An 18,132-nucleotide genomic window follows, 5' to 3' on the forward strand; every position below is an offset into this window, starting at 1 on the left:
CGATTTAGCGGGAGCGCTTCCATACGGGATAATGGAGGAGAGCTTTCATCGAAAGGGGAGATCACATGGCGGCCATGAAGCCCAGGACCGGCGACGGACCGATGGAGGCCGTCAAGGAGGGTCGCCTGATCATCGTGCGTGTGCCTCTCGAAGGCGGCGGACGCCTCGTGGTGTCGGTCAACGACGACGAGGCCAAAGAGCTGCACGACGCCCTCGCTGCGGCGATCGCGTAGCGCGACTCTTCTCACCACGCGACCTCGACGGTCGCGTTCTCTCTGCCCCGGTTCGACGCCGGTGCGGCTCAGCTGCGGCGCGTGACGAGCTGCAGCAGGCCGTCGCCGACCGGCGACAGCGCCACATGCACGGCCGGTGAGGCTTCGAGTTCGGCGATGAGCTCGCGCAGTTGCGTGGTTGTCGACTCGCGGCGCGCGGGGTCAGAGACCGTGTCGCGCCAGAGTGCGTGAGCGATGAGCACCGCGCCACCCGGACGCACGAGGCGCAGGGCGTGCTCGGCATACTCGTGCAGAGAGCTCGCGTCGGCGTCGATGAGCACGACGTCGTAGCTGCCCTCGTTCATGCGCGGCAGTACGTCGATGGCGCGACCTGTGATGAGGCGCACACGCGACGCGGGGTGCCCGGCCTCGGTGAAGTGGCGGCGCGCGACCTCGTGGTGATCGGCTTCGACGTCAATCGACGTGAGCTGAGCATCCGGAGCCCCGGTCAGCAACCAGAGGCCGGAGACGCCGATGCCGGTGCCCACCTCGATGATCGAGGCGGCGTTCGTGGCGGCGGCGATGACAGCCACCTGGGCACCCGTCGCGGGGCTGATCGGGTCGATGCCGAGCTCGAGCGACTGCGCGCGTGCGGCAGCGATCGCCTCGGATTCGAGGGTCGACTGCTCGACGTACTTCCACGACAGGTCTTTGCTGGCCACGGTGCTCCTCACTGCGTGCCCAGCCTAGGGCGAAGACCTCAGCAGACCGGGCTATTCTCAAGGGGTGTCCTGGGGCCTGACGTTCGAGAAGCTGCTGCTCATCGGGCTGATCGCGGTCATTCTCATCGGCCCCGATCGTCTGCCGGGCTATGCGGCGCAGTTCGGGCGCCTCATCCGGTCGTTGCGCGACATGGCGAATGGGGCCAAGACGCGCATGCGCGAAGAGATGGGCCCTGACTACGACGACGTCGACTGGAAGAAGCTCGACCCCCGCCAGTACGACCCGCGGCGCATCATTCGCGAAGCCCTCGTCGACGACCCGGCCACGACGGCTGCGGCGACGGCGGTCGCGGCCGCTCCGCGCGAGTCTGCGTATGCGCAGCGGCAGAGGTTGATCCGCGAGGGTCGCCCGGCGCCGTTCGACTCCGAGGCGACCTAGGCACCCTGCGGCGACGGATGCTCGCTCAGCGCTCGCCGACCGTGCGGTAGCCCTGCACGACGCGCTCGGCCTCGTGCTGCAGCAGTTCGACGACGCGCCGCACGCTGGGGCGCTCGGCCCGGTCGGCCCGCATGAGCGCCGAGACCTGCCGCTCGGCGGGCAGTCCGCTGATCGGACGCGTGACGATGCCATTGCCGTGGCTGCGCGTCGTGAAGCGCGGCAGAATCGCGATGCCGACTCCGGCGGCGACGAGTCGCTCGACGATGATGTTGTCCATGATGCGCTGCACGATGCGCGGCTCGCGGCCGACCGTGGCCCCGAGGCGTTCGAGCACGCGGTCGTAGGGGTAGCCGACGGGGGCACCGATCCAGTTCTCGTCGACGAGGTCGGCGCCGCGCACGACGGTCTTCTCGACGAGCGGGTGACCCACCGGCAGCGCGACGTCGAAGGGCTCGATCATGAGCGGCACGCAGCGCAGGCCTCGCTCGTTCCAGTGCGCCGGAATACCTTGCGAGTCGGCGACGACGATGTCGTAGTCGGCGGTCAGCTGGGCGAAGTCGGGCAGGGGCAGATCGTGGTCGGTGAGCACGATCTCAAGGCCGGGCTCATCGGCGAGGGCGCGCAGGGCTCCGGGCAGCAGCATCTGCCCCGCGGTCGGGAACACGCTCACGGATACCGACCCGCGCGGGCTCTGCTTGAACTCGTGCCAGAGCGCTTCGGCCGACTCGATCGCGACAGCGATCTCGCGTGCGGTCTCGGCGAGGGCGAGGCCTGCGCCCGTGAGCACGAGACCGCGCCCGTGGCGCTCGGTGAGCGGTACGCCGGCTTCGGCTTCGAGCACCTTCAACTGCTGCGATACGGCGGATGCGGTGCGGTGGGTCGCCCGTGCGACCGCCGTGATGCTGCCCCTGTCGGCTAGTTCACGTAGCAGTTCGAGTCGGCGCACATCCACGTCGCAATACTAAAGGAGAACTAAACAGTCAGTGCAGTAAGACTCGATTGTGCTTGAGCGTTACACGCGATGGAATGGCTCTAGTCGTCACGCGCATCCGCGCGTCGCTCGCCAAGGAGAAGCCCGTCATGATCGCCCTGCTCGTCACTCTCGCCCTGCTTGCTGTTGCTGCTGTCGTCTCGACCGTGGCCGCCACGGTGCGTGACGGCTACCGTCGCGTTCCTGCCATCCAGCGCTGAGCTCGTTTCCAGCTCTGATCTCGGCTCCGGCTTGATCGGTGTGGTGCTTCGCGCCGCGCCGACGCGACCTAGCCGCTCTGCACTAAGCGCGACGACCCTCCAAGAATTTCGCGACCAGTGACTCGAGATCATTCGTCAGCATCACGCCCGGCTGCGCTTCGGCCAGCAGTCGCTTCAGGAAGATCGGGCCGAGCAGTTCTGCGAGCTCAGTGTGAGGTTCGTCACCGCCGAGGGCTCCCGCCCGCTGGTGGTGCTCGATCACGCGCGCGAGCTGGTTGATCGCGATGAGCGGTGACGGCGCGAGCGCTGCGAGACCTTCGACGCCCGGTGCGAACCTCAAGAAGTCGATGATGATCGCGGCGTTGCGAGCGATCATGCCGTCGTAGGCAGTAGCTACGGCGAGGAGATCGGCCTCAACATCGCCCGAGAGAGTCGGGGCGCTATCGCGGAGGCTGGAGGCTTCCCGAACCATCGCCGCCGCGAACATGCCTGCTTTGTCGCCGAATCGACGGAAGAGCGTCACCTCTCCGATGCCGGCCCGACGGGCGATCTCGGCGGTCGTGGACGCCTCGTAGCCTCGTTCGCGCCAGACGTCGAGCACGGCGTCGAGTATGCGATCAGCAGGCACCGGGGCGGGCATCGCGTCTCCTCTCGAGTCGAATGACGCTACCAGCGCTTGACGATCGCACCGACTTCCACTATTGATAGTAGTCACTATCAATAGTGACTCCGACAGGAGAGTCAGGACGCATCATGGTCACCTCGGTCGACAACTCCGACGGCATCACGCTCGACACCTTGGTCATCGGCGCCGGGCCCGTCGGCCTCGCGGCGGCACTCTTCCTCGCCGACCGAGGCCGTACAGTGCGCATCATCGACAAACGGCTCGAACCGTCCCCGCACTCGAAGGCGTTCGGCGTCAACGCGCGCACGCTCGAGCTGCTCGCCGCCTCGGGAGTCACCGACGCCTTCCTGCAGAACGGTCGGCGACTCGAACGCATCTCGTTGCATCGACACGACGAGATTCTCGCCACTCTGAACCTGTCAGAAGTCGAACACGCTTTTCCATTCCTGTGCGTGCAGGGTCAGGCGCACTCTGAGCGGTTGCTGACTGACGCATTGAGGGCGCGGTCGATCGCCATCGAGCGCGGCCTCGAGTTGACCTCGCTCGTGAACGAGTCAGAGGGCGTGACGGCGACGGTGTCGACCGGGGCAGTCGACACGACCATTCGCGCTCGCACTGTGTTCGCTGCTGATGGAGCGTCGAGCACCGCGCGCGACCTGTTGGGCATCGACTTCACAGGAATCAGCTATCCCGAGAAGTGGCGGCTCTACGACGTCGAGCTCGCGGGCCCGCTCGATGCCGATGACGCGCACATCATGCTGCTCGACGACGGGGGCATGTTCGTCGTGCGTCACGAGGACACCATGTGGCGAGTGCTCGGTAGCGGACGTGATTTGCTGGGATCGCTGCCGGCGGGAACGACGGTCGGGAGCATCCACTGGGAATCTGAGTTCGAGATCGCGAATCGTGTAGCGACCCGGTTCAGCGACGGCGAGATCTACCTCGGTGGAGACGCGGCCCACGTGCATGCGGGCATCGGCGCTCGCGGTATGAACCTCGGCATCGAAGACGCCTTCGTTTTCGCGCGCATGCTGGACGAGGGTCGACTTCACGAGTACGACGCGACCCGCAGTGCTGTTGTGAAGAAAGTCGTGGCTCAGATCACGCACATGATGATGGTGCCGCGGTCGACGACCATTCCCGGCCGACTCGCGCGCACGTTTCCCGGGATCATCCGCACAATGGTGCCCCGCCTGCGCCATCGAGTGCAGCCGTGGCTGCTCGGTCTTGACCACTCGATCGACGAGTGAGCGGCCGGTTGGGCATCCCGCTGCATACCCCCGCGTCTCGAATGATCGCGCTCAGCGCGGGCTGAGCCCCAGCTTGCGGCCCGCGAGCCCTCGGCCGCGCTGCGCCAGGTGCTCTGCCAGGGCGACGATCGCGTCGCCGGCCGGGTCGCCCGCGGGGTCGCCAGCAGTGTCGCGTGATGCAGCCAGCGATTGCAGCACGATCGGCTCGCCCGCGTCACCGCCCTCGCGCAGCGCCACACTCAGCGGAATCTGCGCGAGCAGCGGCACATCGAGCCGCTCAGCCGTCGCGGCCCCACCCCCGGAGCCGAAGAGTTCCACCACGCTGCCGTCTGGCTGCACCAGCCCCGCCATGTTCTCGACGACACCGATGACCGACTGACCGGTCTGGCGCGCCACGAGCGCTGAACGCTCGGCGACATCGGCTGCGGCGTTCTGCGGCGTCGTGACGACGAGCACGTCGGCGTGCGGCAGCAGCTGCCCGAGTGAGATCGCGACATCCCCCGTGCCGGGCGGCAGGTCGAGCAGCAGCACGTCGAGGTCGCCGAAGTACACGTCGGTGAGAAACTGCTGCACGGTGCGGTGCAGCATGGGTCCGCGCCACGAGACCGCCGTGTGAGCATCCACGAACATGCCGATCGAGATCACGGCCACGCCGTGAGCGCGCGGCGGCATCATCATCTCGCCGACGCGCGTGGGTTTCGCGTCGGCGATGCCGAGCAGCCCCGGAATCGAGAAACCGAACACATCGGCATCGATGAGCCCGACCCGCAGCCCTCTCGCAGCGAGGGCGACGGCGAGGTTGGCGGTGACGGTCGACTTGCCGACGCCGCCCTTTCCGCTGGTCACGGCGATCACGCGCGTGAGCGACTCAGCCGTGAACGGGTGGCCCGTGGGCCGGTCGCCCCGCAGGCGCGCGATGAGGGCGTCGCGAGTGGCGGCATCCATCACGCCAACGTCGACCGTGACCTCGGAAACCCCCTCGACACCGGATGCTGCGGCTCGCACGTCGCGCTCGATCGCGGTCGCGGCGGGGCAGCCCACAATCGTCAGCCGCAGGTCGACGGTGATGCGGTCTCCCTGCGCGCTGACGCGCGGCACCATGTCGAGCTCGGTGATCGGGCGCCGGATCTCAGGGTCGATCACGCGGGCGAGCGCGCGGCGCACCTCGACCGCGAGCGCTCCGCCCTCATCGACGCGCGAATTCTCGGCCGCCATCAGTCGCGCGCGTTGCGGTCGTGGTCGTCGCGCGCGACGGCTTCGACTTCGGCGTCGCTCGCGTCGTCGCGACGGTCGAGCTCGTCGAGCAGGGCGCGCAGCTCAGTGCGCAAGAACTCTTTCGTCGCCACGTCTTTCATGGCGAGGCGCAGGGCGACGACCTCGCGGGCGAGGTACTCGGTGTCGGCGAGGTTGCGCTCAGCTCGCTGGCGGTCTTGCTCGATCTGCACGCGGTCGCGGTCGTCTTGGCGATTCTGCGCCAGCAGGATCATGGGCGCAGCGTACGAGGCCTGCAGCGACAAGATCAGGGTGAGCAGGGTGAAGTTGAGCGCCCGTGGGTCCCACTGAGCTTCGACGGGGGCTAGCGAGTTGTACGTCAGCCAGACGATGACGAACACCGACATGCCGACGAGGAACCACGGGGTGCCCATTCCGCGCGCGAAGGCCTCGGAGAACCGACCCATGCGGTCGCGGCTGCCCACCCGTCGCGGAAGGAGCCCCGTGCGCATGCCCTTGGGTGCATCGAGCCTCGTCTCACCGCGACGCTGACCGGGCCGAGCGTCACGCCGAGCCATGTGCGGCCTTTCGGGCGGCAACGGCCCCGCGGCGACGGATCGCCATAGGGGCAGGAGCATCGGTGTCAGCGCTGCGCCAGTCGTCGGGCAGCAGGTAGTCGAGCACGTCGTCGATCGTCACGACGCCGACCAGGCGGTGCGTCTCGTCGACAACGGGCAATGAGACGAGGTCGTAGCTCGCGAGGCGGCGCGAGACTTCGGCGGCCGAGGTTTCGGGAGTGACGGGCTCGACACTCTGGTCGAGAATCGTGCCGAGGCGTTCGTGCGGCGGGTAGCGGAGCATCCGTTGAAAATGCACCATACCGAGAAAGCGACCGGTCGGTGGCTCGTAGGGCGGCAGTGTGACGCAGATCGCCGCACCGATGGCGGGGGCGAGTTCATGACGTCGGATGAGGGCGAGGCCCTCGGCGACGGTCGAGTCGGCCGAGACGATGATGGGCTCGGTCGTCATGAGGCCGCCCGCGGTGTCGGCGTCGTACGAGAGCAAGAAGCGCACGTCGCTGGCTTCTTCGGGCTCCATGAGGTCGAGCAGGGCCTCGCCGCGCTTGGTCGGCAGCTGGGCGATGAGGTCGGCGGCGTCGTCGGGCTCCATCTGGTCGAGCACGTCGGCGGCACGCTCGTCGTCGAGGCGGGAGAGCAGCAGCACCTGGTCGCTCTCGGGCATCTCTTCGAGGGCGTCGGCGAGGCGGTCGTCAGAGAGTTCTTCAGCGACTTCGAGACGGCGCGACTCGGGCAGTTCGAGCAGCGAGGTGGCCAGGTCGGCGGGCAGGAGGTCGTTGTAGGCGGCGACGAGCTGCTCGGCGCTCTGCGGTGCGTTGCTGACGTCTTCGACGACATCGATCCAGCGCACGAATACGGTCTGGCCCTTGGTGAACGGTGTGGGCACGGTGCGAGGCTTGCGCACGAAGAGCTGATCGACGGCCCACTCACCGGGCCCCGACTCGGTGATGGCGACGTCTTCGATGATCGCAGGGCCGCCGTTGGCTCCGCTCAGCGTGACTTTGCGTCCGACGAGTTCGGCGAGCACGCGCACTTCGCCGCCGCGCTGCTCGAAGCGGCGCAGGTTGATGAGGCCAGTGGTGATGACTTGGCCGCTCGCCATGCTCGTGACGCGGCCGATCGAGAGAAAGACGCGTCGGCGACCGGGAACCTCCACGATGAGGCCGACGACTCGGGGCGACTCGGTGCGGCGGTAGACCACGAGAACGTCGCGCACTCGACCCACGCGGTCGCCCGCGGGGTCGAAGACGGCGCAGCCGGCCAGGCGCGCGACGAAGACTCGGGAGGTGCTCACGGCTAAACCTTATCGCCGGGCTGTCAGAATGGGCTGGTGAGCAATCAGAGCCCCTTCGGTCGACGCGGTAGCGCACAGTTGACCGTGCCACGAGGCGATGTGCTCGGAGAGTACGACACTTACGCGGAGGCGCAGAAGGTCGTCGACAAGCTCGCGAAGGCCGATTTTGCGGTGAAGGGACTCGCGATCGTAGGCAGTGATCTGACCACGGTTGAGCGCATCACGGGGCGGCTCAGCTATGGTCGTGCGGCGCTCGCTGGTGCGGGCAGTGGTGCGTGGCTGGGGCTGTTCGTCGGGCTGGTGCTGTTCTTGTTCTCGCCCGCGCCTGAGTTCTCGTTCATTCTGGCTCCTGCCCTCATCGGAGCAGGTTTCGGCATGACCTTCGGCATTGCGTCGTATGCGATCAACCGTCGTCGTCGTGATTTTTCGTCGACGCACCAAGTGCTCGCGGGCAGCTATCGCATCATCATCGACCCGAACCAGACCGCGCGGGCACGTCAGGTGCTGACAGGGTCGACGTGGCCGCCGGTGGACGCCGAACCCGCCGCGGAGAAGCCCAACGAGCCCGTGGCCGAGAAGCCCAACGAGCCCGTGGCCGAGAAGCCCAACGAGCCCGTGGCCGAGAAGCCCGAGAGCTCGCCTCAGCCATAGGCAGCACTCACTGTCGCAACTCTGTCAACTCGCGAGGGCGCGTTGCCACTCGCGACTGCGACTGGGCATGGATTGGGGTCGCCGCGCGGCATCGATCGACTCGGGTGGCACGAGCTCGAACCCCGGCGGTTCGCCCGTGCGGACGATGCGCCAGTCTTGTTCGTGCAGCAGCATGTGGTGATGGCGGCAGAGCAGGATTCCGGCGTCGACATCAGTTCGGCCGCGATCTCGCTGCCATTCGTCGATGTGGTGCGCTTTGGGCTTGCCCGGGTTTGACGGACATCGTGACAGCGACCTATTGGTCGCGGGAAGGTGTTCTCATGGCTCGGGAGTTTTCGCAGGAGTTCAAGGATCAAGTCGTCGAGCTCTATCGGCGCGGTCGAACGTTCAAGGACCTCGCGAGGGAGTTCGACCTGTCGGCCACGACCATCTCGAACTGGGTGAGAGTGGCCGACAAGAAATCTGCGCAGCCGCCACCCGGGGAGCCGCCGGAATCGGATAAGGCCAAAGTTGCCCGGCTCGAGCGGGAGCTCGCAGAACGCAATGAGGAGTTAGAGGTTCTGGGAAAAGCATTGGCCTTCTTCGCCAGGCGACACCGATAGAGATCTATCGGTGGATCGCGGCGGAGAAGGCAAGAGCTCCTTCTCGACGCGTCACGATGCTGTGTCGCGTGCTCGGGGTCTCCCGTTCGGGCTACTACGACTGGATCTCTCGCGGCCCGAGTCGGCATGATCTCGAGGATGCCGCCGCGCTGGAGAAGATCGAGGCGATTCACGCCGACTTTCCCTATTACGGAGCTCCGCGCATGCATCAAGCTTTGCTGTTGCAGGGGATGCGGATCGGCCGGCATCGGGTGGCGAGATTGCTCCGTGAGAACGGCCTGCACGCGCGTCGCGGGCGCATCGGAACCCGCAAACGCTCTGTTCCAACGGTGAGACGGGTCGAGATCATCGACGTCGTGCAACGCCACTTCGTTGCCGCAGCAGCGAACCGGTTGTGGTTCACCGACCTCACGATGATTCGCACCGGGGAAGGGTGGCTGCACGCCGCCGTCGTGCTCGATGCGTTCAATCGGGAAGTGATCTCTTGGGCCACGGATTCGAAGGAGGCTCCCGGGACGGTCATGACCGCCTTGCGAGAGGCAATCAAGATCCGCCAACCATCGCCGGGATGCGTCATCCACTCGGACCGCGGATACCAGTTCACATCCCACGACTGGATCAACCTCGCTGCTGAACACTCGATGACAGTCTCGATCGGGGAGCGAAAGGATCCACGCGACAACGCCGTGATGGAATCCTGGTTCGCTTCAATGAAGAACGAAGAGCTCTATCCCGTCGGGCAGCCCGCTACGCGGGCCAATGCGAGGGCGAGGCTATTCGGCTATATCTGGTCCTACAACAACCACAGGTTGCATTCCAGCCTTGGTTACAAGTCGCCGATCCACTACAACTGAAGCTGCAAACGGCAACCGTCCGTCAAACCCGGGCAAGCCCACTTCGCACCAGCTCGGCGGGCGCTCGCAACCGGGCCAGCGGCACCCGCCGTCGCGCGCTGCGAGTGCCATGCGCTGTCGGGTGGTGAAGAGCCTCTGCGATCTGCCCACATCGAGCGGCTGCCCGGTCGAGCTGATGAGAATCGGCGTCTGGGTGCCGCCGCAAAGCAGGCGCTGCACGGTCGGAAGCGCAACTACTGTGCCGTGGGGCTGCCCGACTGCGGGCTCGAGAGACCCCGAACCGTGGCCTTGGGTCAGGTCGCGAGCGGTGACGAGCACCCGCACGCTCGGGCCACCGGTGCCGATCATCATGCTCGAGTCGATATCGGCCCCTGCGATGAGGAGGTGCAGGAGCGCATCTGAGGCGTATTGCTCAGGGGTGCGGTCATCGTTGGCGATGCGTGCAGCCTTCTCGATCTCTGCGGGGTCGGTGAACTGCACGGTGCGACGATTCGGCGAGATCGCCCGGTCGACGAGTTCGCGCACCTGGGCGGCTGACTCGGGGTCGAGCACCCAGGTTGCCCGGGTCATGCCGTCGGGCTGCATGAACAGGCGGAACGAGCGCGCCTCGCGCTGCTCGCGCTCGCGGTCGGCGATGACCTCGACGTCGAGGTTCTCGCGCAGGGAGCGCGCGAGTCGGTGCAGGCGGTCGACATCGAGCAGCGCTGACGACTCGACGAGCTGCGTGCACACGACGAGCAGGTCGTCGGCCGAGATGCGATCGGTCGGCTCGCCGAGCGCCGAGCGAACGGCGTCGAGAGCGGCCGCACTCATGGCCCCCGCGCGCACCGCCGTGATCGCCGGCTCGAGGTAGGTGGGCGCTGGCGGCACCGTGCCGCCCACGCCCACGCCCACGCCCACGCCGTCGGCCGAGGCTTCGCCCGACTCGTCAGAGGAATCGGTCGCGTTCTCGAAGGCGACGAGCAGTCGGCCGGCGTTCACCGCGGTCACAGCGTCGCGACGGGATTCACCGGTCGTCACGCGCACGAGCTCTTCGACCGTGCGGTGCCCGAGGCGCTGCGCGAGTCCGTCGTGGGCGAGCTCGGGGTGCGAGCGGCGGGCGAGCTCGCCGGCGATGAGGGCCGTGCGGGCATCGACAAGGCGGCGCGCGAGCGCCCCCAGGTCGGTCAACGACAGCAGGTCGTCGTCATCGAGCACTCGAAGATCGCTCGCGACGATCGGCGCGCGCTCGAGCTCGGCCACGACACTGGCGAGGTGCTCAAGCGGGCTGGATGATGACATACCTCGATGATTCCATCGAACGTATGTTCGATCAAGAGGCTGAGGAAATCTTGGGATAAGTGCTGAGAAGCCGAGGTTGTGGAGGAGGGGCGGGGAGGTGGTGGGGCGGCGCTGAGGGCCTGGCCGGGTGACGGGCGGCGCTGCGGGGTGGCCAGGTGACGGGTCACGCTGCGGAGGTGGGCGGGTGACGGGGTGGAGCAGGATGGGCAGCGTGGAGGCGGCGAAACGGCCCACGTCGGGTGAATCAGGCCCGCGGCAACCCCGGCAACCCCGGGCGCCCTCGGGCGGGCGCTAGCTCGACCGCATCCACCCTTCGACCTCATCAGCCGTGCGCGGAATGCCCGCCGACAGGTTCTCCGCACCCTCAGCGGTCACGAGAATGTTGTCTTCGATGCGCACGCCGATGCCGCGGTACTCCGCCGGAACGGTCAGGTCGTCCGGCTGAAAATACAGCCCCGGCTCGATCGTGAAGACCATGCCGGCTTCGACGAGTCCGTCGGCGTAGAACTCGCGCCGCGCCTGCCCGCAGTCGTGCACGTCGAGTCCGAGGTGGTGCGAGGTTCCGTGCACCATGTAGCGGCGGTGGTATCCGGCGTCGGGCGCGAGACTCTCGTCAGCGCTGACCGGCAGCAAGCCCCATTCGGCCGTCTTCGTCGCGATCACCTGCATCGCGGCCGCGTGAACCTCCTTGAAACGGATGCCCGGCCGAACCACCGCGAACGCCGCGTCAGCCGCCTCGCGAACGGCTTCGTACACCCGACGCTGCACGTCGGTGAAGACCCCGGACACGGGCAGCGTGCGCGTGATGTCGGCGGTGTAGTAACTGTCGAGCTCGACTCCGGCGTCGATGAGCACGAGGTCGCCGGGCACGACGGGGCCGTCGTTGCGGGTCCAGTGCAGGATGCACGCGTGCGGGCCGCTCGCCGCGATCGTGTCGTAGCCGACTGTGTTGCCCTCGGCCCGCGCTCGCCGGTTGAACGTGCCCTCGACGAGGCGCTCGCCGCGAGGGTGCGCCGTGATGGCGGGCAGGTCGGCGATGATGTCGTCGAACCCGCGGTGGGTGGCCTCGACGGCGCGGCGCAGCTCGGCGATCTCGAAGTCGTCTTTCACGAGCCGCAGCTCGCTCAGGTCGCGGGCGAGCTCGGCGTCGCGAGTGGTGTCGACGTCGGGCGCAGTCGCGTCATCGAGCGAGCTCGCGAGCAGCCGAACCCCGTCGAGCCGGTCGGTCAGAGCTCGATCGGCCTCGCGCACGACGAGCGTCTCGACGAGCGTCTCGACGAGCGTCTCGACGGGCGTCTCGACCGGCGAGCCGGCATCGAGCCCGGCCAGCACAGCCTCGAGCGCGTCGAGCCCGGCAGTCGGTAGCGCGAGATCGACGGCAACCTCGTCGAGCGACGGCCGGCGCCCGGTCCAGAACTCGCCGATCTCGGGGTTGGCGTAGAACTCGTCTGAGTCGCGGCCGGCGGCCTCGCGAAAGTACAGAGTCGCCTCGTGGCCCGAACCCGAGGGCTCGAGCACGAGCACGCTGCCGGCGACCGTGTCGCTACCCCAGCCGGTGAGGTGCGCGAACGCCGAGTGTGCGCGGTAGGGGTAGTCGGTGTCGTTCGAGCGCTGCTTCGCCGGCCCGGCCGGAATCACCAGGCGCACCCCCGGGTACAGCCGCGAGATGGCGGCTCGGCGGGCGGCGGCGCGGCGGGCCTGAGGTCGCTCTGAGGTGCCCGACGCGGGGCGGTCGGCCCACCCGCTCGAGATGTACGTGCGGAACGTCTCGCTGGCCGGGGTGGTCGAGCGGTTCTCGGTCGCGCGCGGAGCATCCGTCGCTTCGGTTGCAGGAGACGCTGTCTGATCAGCCATGCCCCTATTCTCGCACCGACCGCCGATGAGGGCACCGGATGCCGATGCCGGGCTCCTACGGCAGGATCAGCCGCGCCACGACGGGCCGGTGGTCGCTGCCGTCACCGTCGTGCGTCGTGATGACGCGGTAGCCCGTGACTGTGATGTCGGGCGTCGTCATGACGTGGTCGATGGGAGCGCCGAGCAGGGGCGGCAGGCGCGTCGGCCAGGTGCCCACGGCGCCGTTGCCCGTCACGAGGCCCGCGGTGAGGCAGTCGCCGAGACCGAGTCCGGCGACCCCGGCTGAGGCGTCGACGACGCGGAAGTGGTCGGGGGTCGCGTTGAAGTCGCCCGCCATGATGATGTTCGAGCCTCGGCACACCTCGTCGGCCCAGGCGAGATCGGCGCGCCAGTTCTCGAGCTGGTTGGGCAGCGGAGCGACCGGATGCACGCCGATGATTGTCGGGCCGGTTCCGTCGATCGGCCGCAGCACGATGCTCGGCAGCACTTGCGTGTTGCCGACTGAGTCGTCGACCTCATGCTCGCCGAGCTCGACCGAGATGAGAACGCTTGTCGACCTCGCCTTCGAAACGTAGTCGAATGCAATCGAGTAGACCCACATCGGCCGACCCTGCGCGCGCGTGAGTTCGGCGACCGCGACAGCGGTGTCTTGACTCGTCTCGGGCAGCACGACGACGTCGGCCTCTTCGGCGACGACGAGCTCGGCGATGCGTTCGACACCGGGCGCGTCGCCGAGGGTGTTCCACGAGAGCACCGCGATCTCGGCGGGCGCGCGCGTCGGAAACGCCTCGTTGCCGAACCCGCGCGTCGACAGCACGGCGACGTTGATGCCCGCGAAGACCACGGCGATGAGCGCGAGCGCGGCGAGAAAACGGCGCGCCGCCGGCCACAGCATGGCGATGAGGGCGAGCGTGAAGGCGCCGATGAGGGCGAGCGCCGCGCTGAGCGCACGCACCGAGACGAGCTGCGCGACGACGGGCGCTCCGGCGAGGCCGAACAGGTTGGGCCACGCGATCACGAGCAGCGCCGCAGCGATGCCGACGATGAGCACGGCGGCGAGGAAGCGGCGGATCATGGTGCCGCGAGCCTACCGGGCGCGGCTGTGTCAGCCTGCCCCGCTTAGCATGGGGTCATGCCCCGCGGCCCCATCGACCTGCACACCCACAGCAGTGTCAGTGACGGCACCGAGACCCCGACGCAGCTCATCAGGGCGGCGCTCGCCGCCGGCCTCGACACGATCGCGATCACCGACCACGACTCGACCGCGGGGTGGGATGAAGCGCTGACCGCTGCCGAGGGAACGGGCCTGCAGGTGATCCGCGGCATCGAGCTGAGCACCCGCCACGAGTGGCGCAGCGTGCACCTGCTGGGCTATCTCTTCGACCCGAACGACGCCGAGCTCGTCGCCGAGACCGGTCGCACTCGCGATGACCGGCTCGGTCGGGCCGAGCGCATGGTCACGCGCCTCTCTGAAGACTTCGACATCACGTGGGCCGACGTGCTCGCCCAGAGCGGAGGAGTCACGATCGGCCGCCCCCACATCGCCGACGCCCTCGTCGCGCGCGGCATCGTGCCGAACCGCAGCGCCGCGTTCGAGTCGATCCTTCACTTCACGGGCGGCTACTACCTGCCTCATGAGGCACCGACCGTTCTTGATGGCGTGCGGATGATCGCAGCAGCCGGCGGAGCGCCCGTGCTTGCTCATCCCGCCACCCGCGGCCGCGAGGCCGTCGTCGACGAGAGGTCGCTCGCCCGCTTGGTCGAGGCCGGACTCGTCGGCCTCGAGGTCGGCCACCGCGAGAACACACCTGAGGGGCGTGAGCGGTTGCTCGAGCTCGCCGAGCAGTTCGACCTCGTGACCACCGGCTCGAGCGACTACCACGGCGAGGGCAAGCCCAACCGCCTGGCCGAGAACACGACGACACCGGAGGCGCTCGAGCGCATCATCGCGGCGACGAGCGGGGTGCCGGCTGCGCGGGCGTAGCCGCCGGGTCGCCAGGGTGGTCAGAAACCGCGACGAGAAGCCGATGGTTTATGTTACCCCCCGAAAGGGGGTAGACAGTTTGCCCAAAGTTGTCTTCCGCTCAACCTGGGAGAACCCTATGCTGACGCTGCGGTCGTAACTCAGCGCCAGCCGGTACGGGCTCCCTCGGGCATCTCGGGTCATGCGTGGGATGCCTGACGTCGAGTCGCGTAATGGCGGATTGCGTGAGACGGGAGACCGCGATGAGGTCGTGGCTGGCTACTCGGTGGCGTGCGGTGGTGGCGTCGGTACTGGTGATCGCACTGGTGGTCGGCATCGGCGTGTGGGCCGTCGTCGGTTGGATGCTCCCGTCCATTGAGGCCGCGATCGACTGCAGTGTCCGCGAAGTGGCAACGTTCGAAGAGGCGTCGCCGATCGCTTCGCACTGCGATGTCGATGTCGAAGTCGTCAGCGAGCGCACCCCGTGGCATTCGTCGTGGGCCACGAGCGAGGGACTTTCGCGGCTGGACATGTCGGCAATGCCGAGCCAAGTGCAGGTCGACGGCGACTGGGTCGATCTTGACCCCACAATCCTGCCTCCCTCTAGCGCTGCGTCCCAGCCGAGTGCTTCAGGTGCGGGATCCTTGATGTCTCTAGCTTCGATGTCGACATCGTCATTGCCTGAGCCAGACACGATGCTGGAAGTCGCGGCACCGGTGTTTCCGATCGAGTTGAACCCTGGCGGACTGATGGGACGCGGCGAGCCGCTGGGTACCATCTTTAAGGGCGGGCACGAGTTCTCGCTCTGGTTCCCCGTCGCGCTTCCAGAGCCCACGATCGACGGTTCGCAGGTCGTTTATGACCTGGGCGAAGGTGTTCGTCTGTTCGTGACCATCAACATTGATGCGACGGGATTTATCCCCGTGATCGAACTTGCCAGCCCTGAATCGGCGGAGCACCTTGCTGACCTAGTGGCAAACGCGCCGGGCGACTCACCTGCGGCGGAAGGTTTGCTGCTCGAGTTTCCGACAGAGGCATCAGAAGGGTTGACCTATCGAGAAGAAGCGAACTCGATCGAGCTCCTTGATGACAGCGAAGAAGTGCAATTCGTCGCTTCGGCACCATCGATGTGGGACTCCTCGGCCGGCTCCACTGTTGAGGGAGAGAACGGCGATATCGTCGCAATCGATCGCTCGAGCTCGGCAGCTGACGGCGACAAAGTTGCCCCGATTGATCTGAACTTGTCGGGCACCTCGTTTGTGCTCACTCCGGACGCCGCGATGATGTCGAGCGTCGAGACGGTGTGGCCTGTCTACGTCGACCCGTGGATTTCAGGCAAGAGCGCAGCCGAATGGGTTGCCGTGCGGAGCGGCGGATACAACAACACGCTGTACAAGTGGGGCGACATGACGTCTGGGCCAGGGCAGGGAACCGGGTACTGCTCCACGGTGGGCTCGTGCAATGTGCAGTTCTATCAGCGCCTGTCGTGGGAGTTCACGGGTCTTTCAATTCTGCCGAGCCTGGCGACATCAGACATCGTCAGTGCTTACATGCGGGTCAATGGAGTGCACTCGGCGTACTGCACCGCGCAAACGACCACACTGCGACGATCCTCGGATGTTTCATCGGGAAACACCTTCAGCGGCCTGACATGGCACGAGTCAGCCGGGTCCCGAACGGAGTATCACCGTTCGACCTGTTCGCCGACCAACATGGGCTGGCGCAACTTCGACGCGAAGGCCTTGGTGCAATGGGGTGTCACGAACGATCAAACTGCCTTGCGTATGGGTTTGCGGGTCAACGAGGCTTCGGTCACTTATTGGAAGCGTTTCCGCCACGACGCCACCCTCACGATCGAGTACAACCGAGCTCCGTTGACGCCTTTTGACCATGCTTTCGACTCTCCGGCAATTGCTGGCTGTGCCACTACGGAACCGGCGCTCACGATTGCGTCTGCGACTCCTACTGTTTCAGCGGCTCTGCTTGACCCTGATGGTGGGAACGTGCATTCACATGTCGTAGTCCGTTCCATCGACTCTCAGGTAGACGTTTGGTCGAGTGGGCAACTCGCTGCCGTTGCCTCAGGGCAGCGTGTTCAAGCGCAAGTGCCGGTTGCACTTAACGAAGACGAACTCTACGCCTGGACTGTTCAAGCTTTTGATGGAAAACGTTATAGCTCGTGGTCTAGCTGGTGTCTGTTTCGAGTTGACACCGAGGCGCCGCCGCCGCCGTTGGTCACACCGGTTACCGAGGGCGTTGATGCGATCTATGAAGAAGGATTGGAGCGGGGAGGCATCGGCTTGGCAGGAGCCTTCCTGCTCGACCGGGGCGCCAATTCTGACGCGGTCGAGTTCATCTACAGCATCGCGGGCGTGTCCATACCACCGGTGCCCGTGGGGCAGGGCGGAACAACCGCGATTGCCTTCACTCCCACCGAATCCGGAGACGTAACGCTCACCGTTCGATCTAGAGATGCTGCGGGCAACGACTCGCTGCCGACTGACTACTTGATTCGAGTTGCCACACCACTTGAAGACGTCGTCTGGACTCTTGATGAGGGCGACGGTGTCACTGCGGCAGACAGCTTTGGCGACCCAGGTCATCCGCTCACGATTGATGGTGCGACCTGGGGTGAAGGCCCGCACAGCCTGTTCCAATCCCGCGACGGTGACTTCTCGCTCGTGTTCGACGGAGTCAACGACTCCGCCACCTCAGAATCTCCGGTCGTAGACACGACTGAATCGTTCGTGGTGTCCGCTCACGTGTTGCTCGATTCGGCACAAGTCGGCGAAGGCCCGGCGACGATTCTGAGTCAAGACGGCGTCAACAGATCCGGTTTCGAGCTGGAGTACCTGGAGACTTGTGCGGGCATGCCTGACGGATGCTGGGCATTTGTCATGGCAGACGCCCCCACTGGCGCTCCGCAAACGATGGTGACGTCAAACAAGCCCATCCGAGCCGGAGAGTGGACCCACCTGGTCGCCGAGTACTTCGAAGGCAACGCGGAAAGTCCGGCGGCAATGTCGCTGTGGACGTGCGATATCGGCACGCCCGAACAGCCGCTCCCTGCTACACCTGACAAGTCGAGCGTGCTCCGAACCGCGACGCCGTGGAACGCCGGTGGCGCGCTAGCGGTAGGTCGTGGGCTCGCCAGCGGCGCGCCCACGAATTGGTGGCACGGCCAGATCGACAATATCCGGGTCTTCACCGGCGAAGTGGTCGACGAGGCCAAAATTCGACGTTTGTGTCAGGGCGCTGAGGCGACCGACTTCACAGTGGGCGAAATAGCCCTTGATCCGACGATCGAGGGGGAGTGAGCTGATCATGGTCCGACTCAATAAGTTAAGCCGCTCCCGCAGGGCTTCACGTACGCGGCGCCGCACGGTAGGCGCCGCCATCGCCGG

Annotated in this window: 18 protein-coding genes; 9 read left to right on the plus strand and 9 right to left on the minus strand. The window is 66.6% G+C overall.

All coding sequences use genetic code 11. The annotated features are described in order from the left end of the window. The first annotated feature begins 65 nt into the window (after window positions 1–65). Window positions 66–233 (plus strand): DUF3117 domain-containing protein, encoded by a 168-nt coding sequence (locus tag KL788_RS12625; protein ID WP_293172295.1) that lies wholly within the window; start codon window positions 66–68, stop codon window positions 231–233. 68 nt (window positions 234–301) lie between these two features. On the opposite strand, the gene KL788_RS12630 is transcribed toward KL788_RS12625, so the two are convergent. Then, the gene (locus KL788_RS12630) at window positions 302–934 is read right to left on the minus strand and encodes an O-methyltransferase (RefSeq protein WP_293172298.1); all 633 of its coding nucleotides are present in this window, start codon (window positions 932–934) and stop codon (window positions 302–304) included. Window positions 935–998: 64 nt separating this feature from the next. Between KL788_RS12630 and KL788_RS12635 the strand changes: the two genes are divergently transcribed. Then, on the plus strand, window positions 999–1,373 hold the full coding sequence (locus KL788_RS12635; protein WP_293172301.1) for a sec-independent translocase: 375 nt from the start codon (window positions 999–1,001) through the stop codon (window positions 1,371–1,373). Window positions 1,374–1,398: 25 nt separating this feature from the next. Here KL788_RS12635 and KL788_RS12640 read toward each other — a convergent pair whose 3' ends face one another. After that, window positions 1,399–2,325, minus strand: coding sequence for a LysR family transcriptional regulator (locus tag KL788_RS12640; protein WP_293172304.1), 927 nt, complete (start codon window positions 2,323–2,325; stop codon window positions 1,399–1,401). A 74-nt stretch (window positions 2,326–2,399) separates the two neighbouring features. On the opposite strand from KL788_RS12640, the gene KL788_RS12645 reads away from it, so the two are divergent. Continuing rightward, window positions 2,400–2,564 (plus strand): hypothetical protein, encoded by a 165-nt coding sequence (locus tag KL788_RS12645; protein ID WP_293172307.1) that lies wholly within the window; start codon window positions 2,400–2,402, stop codon window positions 2,562–2,564. 82 nt (window positions 2,565–2,646) lie between these two features. Here KL788_RS12645 and KL788_RS12650 read toward each other — a convergent pair whose 3' ends face one another. Then, window positions 2,647–3,204: a TetR/AcrR family transcriptional regulator gene (locus KL788_RS12650; protein WP_293172310.1), complete on the minus strand. Its 558-nt coding sequence runs from the start codon at window positions 3,202–3,204 to the stop codon at window positions 2,647–2,649. Window positions 3,205–3,317: 113 nt separating this feature from the next. Here KL788_RS12650 and KL788_RS12655 point away from each other — a divergent pair, with 113 nt between their 5' ends. After that, window positions 3,318–4,439 carry an FAD-dependent oxidoreductase gene (locus KL788_RS12655; protein ID WP_293172312.1) on the plus strand — a complete coding sequence of 374 codons (1,122 nt, stop codon included), beginning with the start codon at window positions 3,318–3,320 and terminating at the stop codon, window positions 4,437–4,439. A 51-nt stretch (window positions 4,440–4,490) separates the two neighbouring features. Here KL788_RS12655 and KL788_RS12660 read toward each other — a convergent pair whose 3' ends face one another. Genes KL788_RS12660 through KL788_RS12670 form a run of 3 tightly spaced genes read right to left on the minus strand, consistent with a single transcriptional unit; the run spans window position 4,491 to window position 7,523 of the window. After that, entirely contained in the window at window positions 4,491–5,654 is a 1,164-nt protein-coding gene (locus KL788_RS12660; RefSeq protein ID WP_293172315.1) for an Mrp/NBP35 family ATP-binding protein, read from the minus strand. Further along, on the minus strand, window positions 5,654–6,229 hold the full coding sequence (locus KL788_RS12665) for a DUF1003 domain-containing protein (RefSeq protein WP_293172319.1): 576 nt from the start codon (window positions 6,227–6,229) through the stop codon (window positions 5,654–5,656). Before KL788_RS12665 ends, KL788_RS12660 begins: the two co-directional genes overlap by 1 nt. After that, window positions 6,216–7,523, minus strand: a complete 1,308-nt coding sequence (locus KL788_RS12670) for a magnesium transporter MgtE N-terminal domain-containing protein (protein WP_293172322.1) — start codon at window positions 7,521–7,523, stop codon at window positions 6,216–6,218. Before KL788_RS12670 ends, KL788_RS12665 begins: the two co-directional genes overlap by 14 nt. 36 nt (window positions 7,524–7,559) lie before the next feature. On the opposite strand from KL788_RS12670, the gene KL788_RS12675 reads away from it, so the two are divergent. From KL788_RS12675 to KL788_RS12685, 3 genes are all read left to right on the plus strand, one after another. Further along, entirely contained in the window at window positions 7,560–8,174 is a 615-nt protein-coding gene (locus KL788_RS12675) for a general stress protein (RefSeq protein WP_293172325.1), read from the plus strand. Between the two features lie 320 nt (window positions 8,175–8,494). Then, entirely contained in the window at window positions 8,495–8,776 is a 282-nt protein-coding gene (locus KL788_RS12680; protein WP_293171584.1) for a transposase, read from the plus strand. A gap of 56 nt (window positions 8,777–8,832) precedes the next feature. Then, window positions 8,833–9,630, plus strand: coding sequence for an IS3 family transposase (locus KL788_RS12685; RefSeq protein ID WP_293172328.1), 798 nt, complete (start codon window positions 8,833–8,835; stop codon window positions 9,628–9,630). Here KL788_RS12685 and KL788_RS12690 read toward each other — a convergent pair. The 3 genes from KL788_RS12690 to KL788_RS12700 form a co-directional block, all read right to left on the minus strand. Continuing rightward, window positions 9,550–10,911, minus strand: coding sequence for a DUF222 domain-containing protein (locus KL788_RS12690; RefSeq protein ID WP_293172331.1), 1,362 nt, complete (start codon window positions 10,909–10,911; stop codon window positions 9,550–9,552). The genes KL788_RS12685 and KL788_RS12690 overlap by 81 nt on opposite strands. A 291-nt stretch (window positions 10,912–11,202) precedes the next feature. Next, entirely contained in the window at window positions 11,203–12,765 is a 1,563-nt protein-coding gene (locus tag KL788_RS12695) for an aminopeptidase P family protein (RefSeq protein WP_293172334.1), read from the minus strand. Between the two features lie 55 nt (window positions 12,766–12,820). After that, window positions 12,821–13,840, minus strand: a complete 1,020-nt coding sequence (locus tag KL788_RS12700) for an endonuclease/exonuclease/phosphatase family protein (protein ID WP_293172337.1) — start codon at window positions 13,838–13,840, stop codon at window positions 12,821–12,823. Window positions 13,841–13,897: 57 nt separating this feature from the next. Here KL788_RS12700 and KL788_RS12705 point away from each other — a divergent pair, with 57 nt between their 5' ends. Continuing rightward, window positions 13,898–14,749 carry a PHP domain-containing protein gene (locus KL788_RS12705; RefSeq protein ID WP_293172340.1) on the plus strand — a complete coding sequence of 284 codons (852 nt, stop codon included), beginning with the start codon at window positions 13,898–13,900 and terminating at the stop codon, window positions 14,747–14,749. Window positions 14,750–15,042: 293 nt separating this feature from the next. Continuing rightward, window positions 15,043–18,045: a hypothetical protein gene (locus tag KL788_RS12710; protein WP_293172343.1), complete on the plus strand. Its 3,003-nt coding sequence runs from the start codon at window positions 15,043–15,045 to the stop codon at window positions 18,043–18,045. Window positions 18,046–18,132: the final 87 nt, after the last annotated feature.

The organism is Microcella sp., assembly GCF_019739195.1.
Lineage (GTDB): Bacteria > Actinomycetota > Actinomycetes > Actinomycetales > Microbacteriaceae > Microcella.

Coding starts and splice junctions, on each gene's coding strand:
- KL788_RS12625 (WP_293172295.1), top strand. CDS start 66: ATGGCGGCCATGAAGCCCAGGACCGGCGACGGACCGATGGAGGCCGTC.
- KL788_RS12645 (WP_293172307.1), top strand. CDS start 2,400: ATGGCTCTAGTCGTCACGCGCATCCGCGCGTCGCTCGCCAAGGAGAAG.
- KL788_RS12650 (WP_293172310.1), bottom strand. CDS start 3,204: ATGCCCGCCCCGGTGCCTGCTGATCGCATACTCGACGCCGTGCTCGAC.
- KL788_RS12655 (WP_293172312.1), top strand. CDS start 3,318: ATGGTCACCTCGGTCGACAACTCCGACGGCATCACGCTCGACACCTTG.
- KL788_RS12660 (WP_293172315.1), bottom strand. CDS start 5,654: ATGGCGGCCGAGAATTCGCGCGTCGATGAGGGCGGAGCGCTCGCGGTC.
- KL788_RS12665 (WP_293172319.1), bottom strand. CDS start 6,229: ATGGCTCGGCGTGACGCTCGGCCCGGTCAGCGTCGCGGTGAGACGAGG.
- KL788_RS12680 (WP_293171584.1), top strand. CDS start 8,495: ATGGCTCGGGAGTTTTCGCAGGAGTTCAAGGATCAAGTCGTCGAGCTC.
- KL788_RS12685 (WP_293172328.1), top strand. CDS start 8,833: ATGCTGTGTCGCGTGCTCGGGGTCTCCCGTTCGGGCTACTACGACTGG.
- KL788_RS12690 (WP_293172331.1), bottom strand. CDS start 10,911: ATGTCATCATCCAGCCCGCTTGAGCACCTCGCCAGTGTCGTGGCCGAG.
- KL788_RS12695 (WP_293172334.1), bottom strand. CDS start 12,765: ATGGCTGATCAGACAGCGTCTCCTGCAACCGAAGCGACGGATGCTCCG.
- KL788_RS12700 (WP_293172337.1), bottom strand. CDS start 13,840: ATGATCCGCCGCTTCCTCGCCGCCGTGCTCATCGTCGGCATCGCTGCG.
- KL788_RS12705 (WP_293172340.1), top strand. CDS start 13,898: ATGCCCCGCGGCCCCATCGACCTGCACACCCACAGCAGTGTCAGTGAC.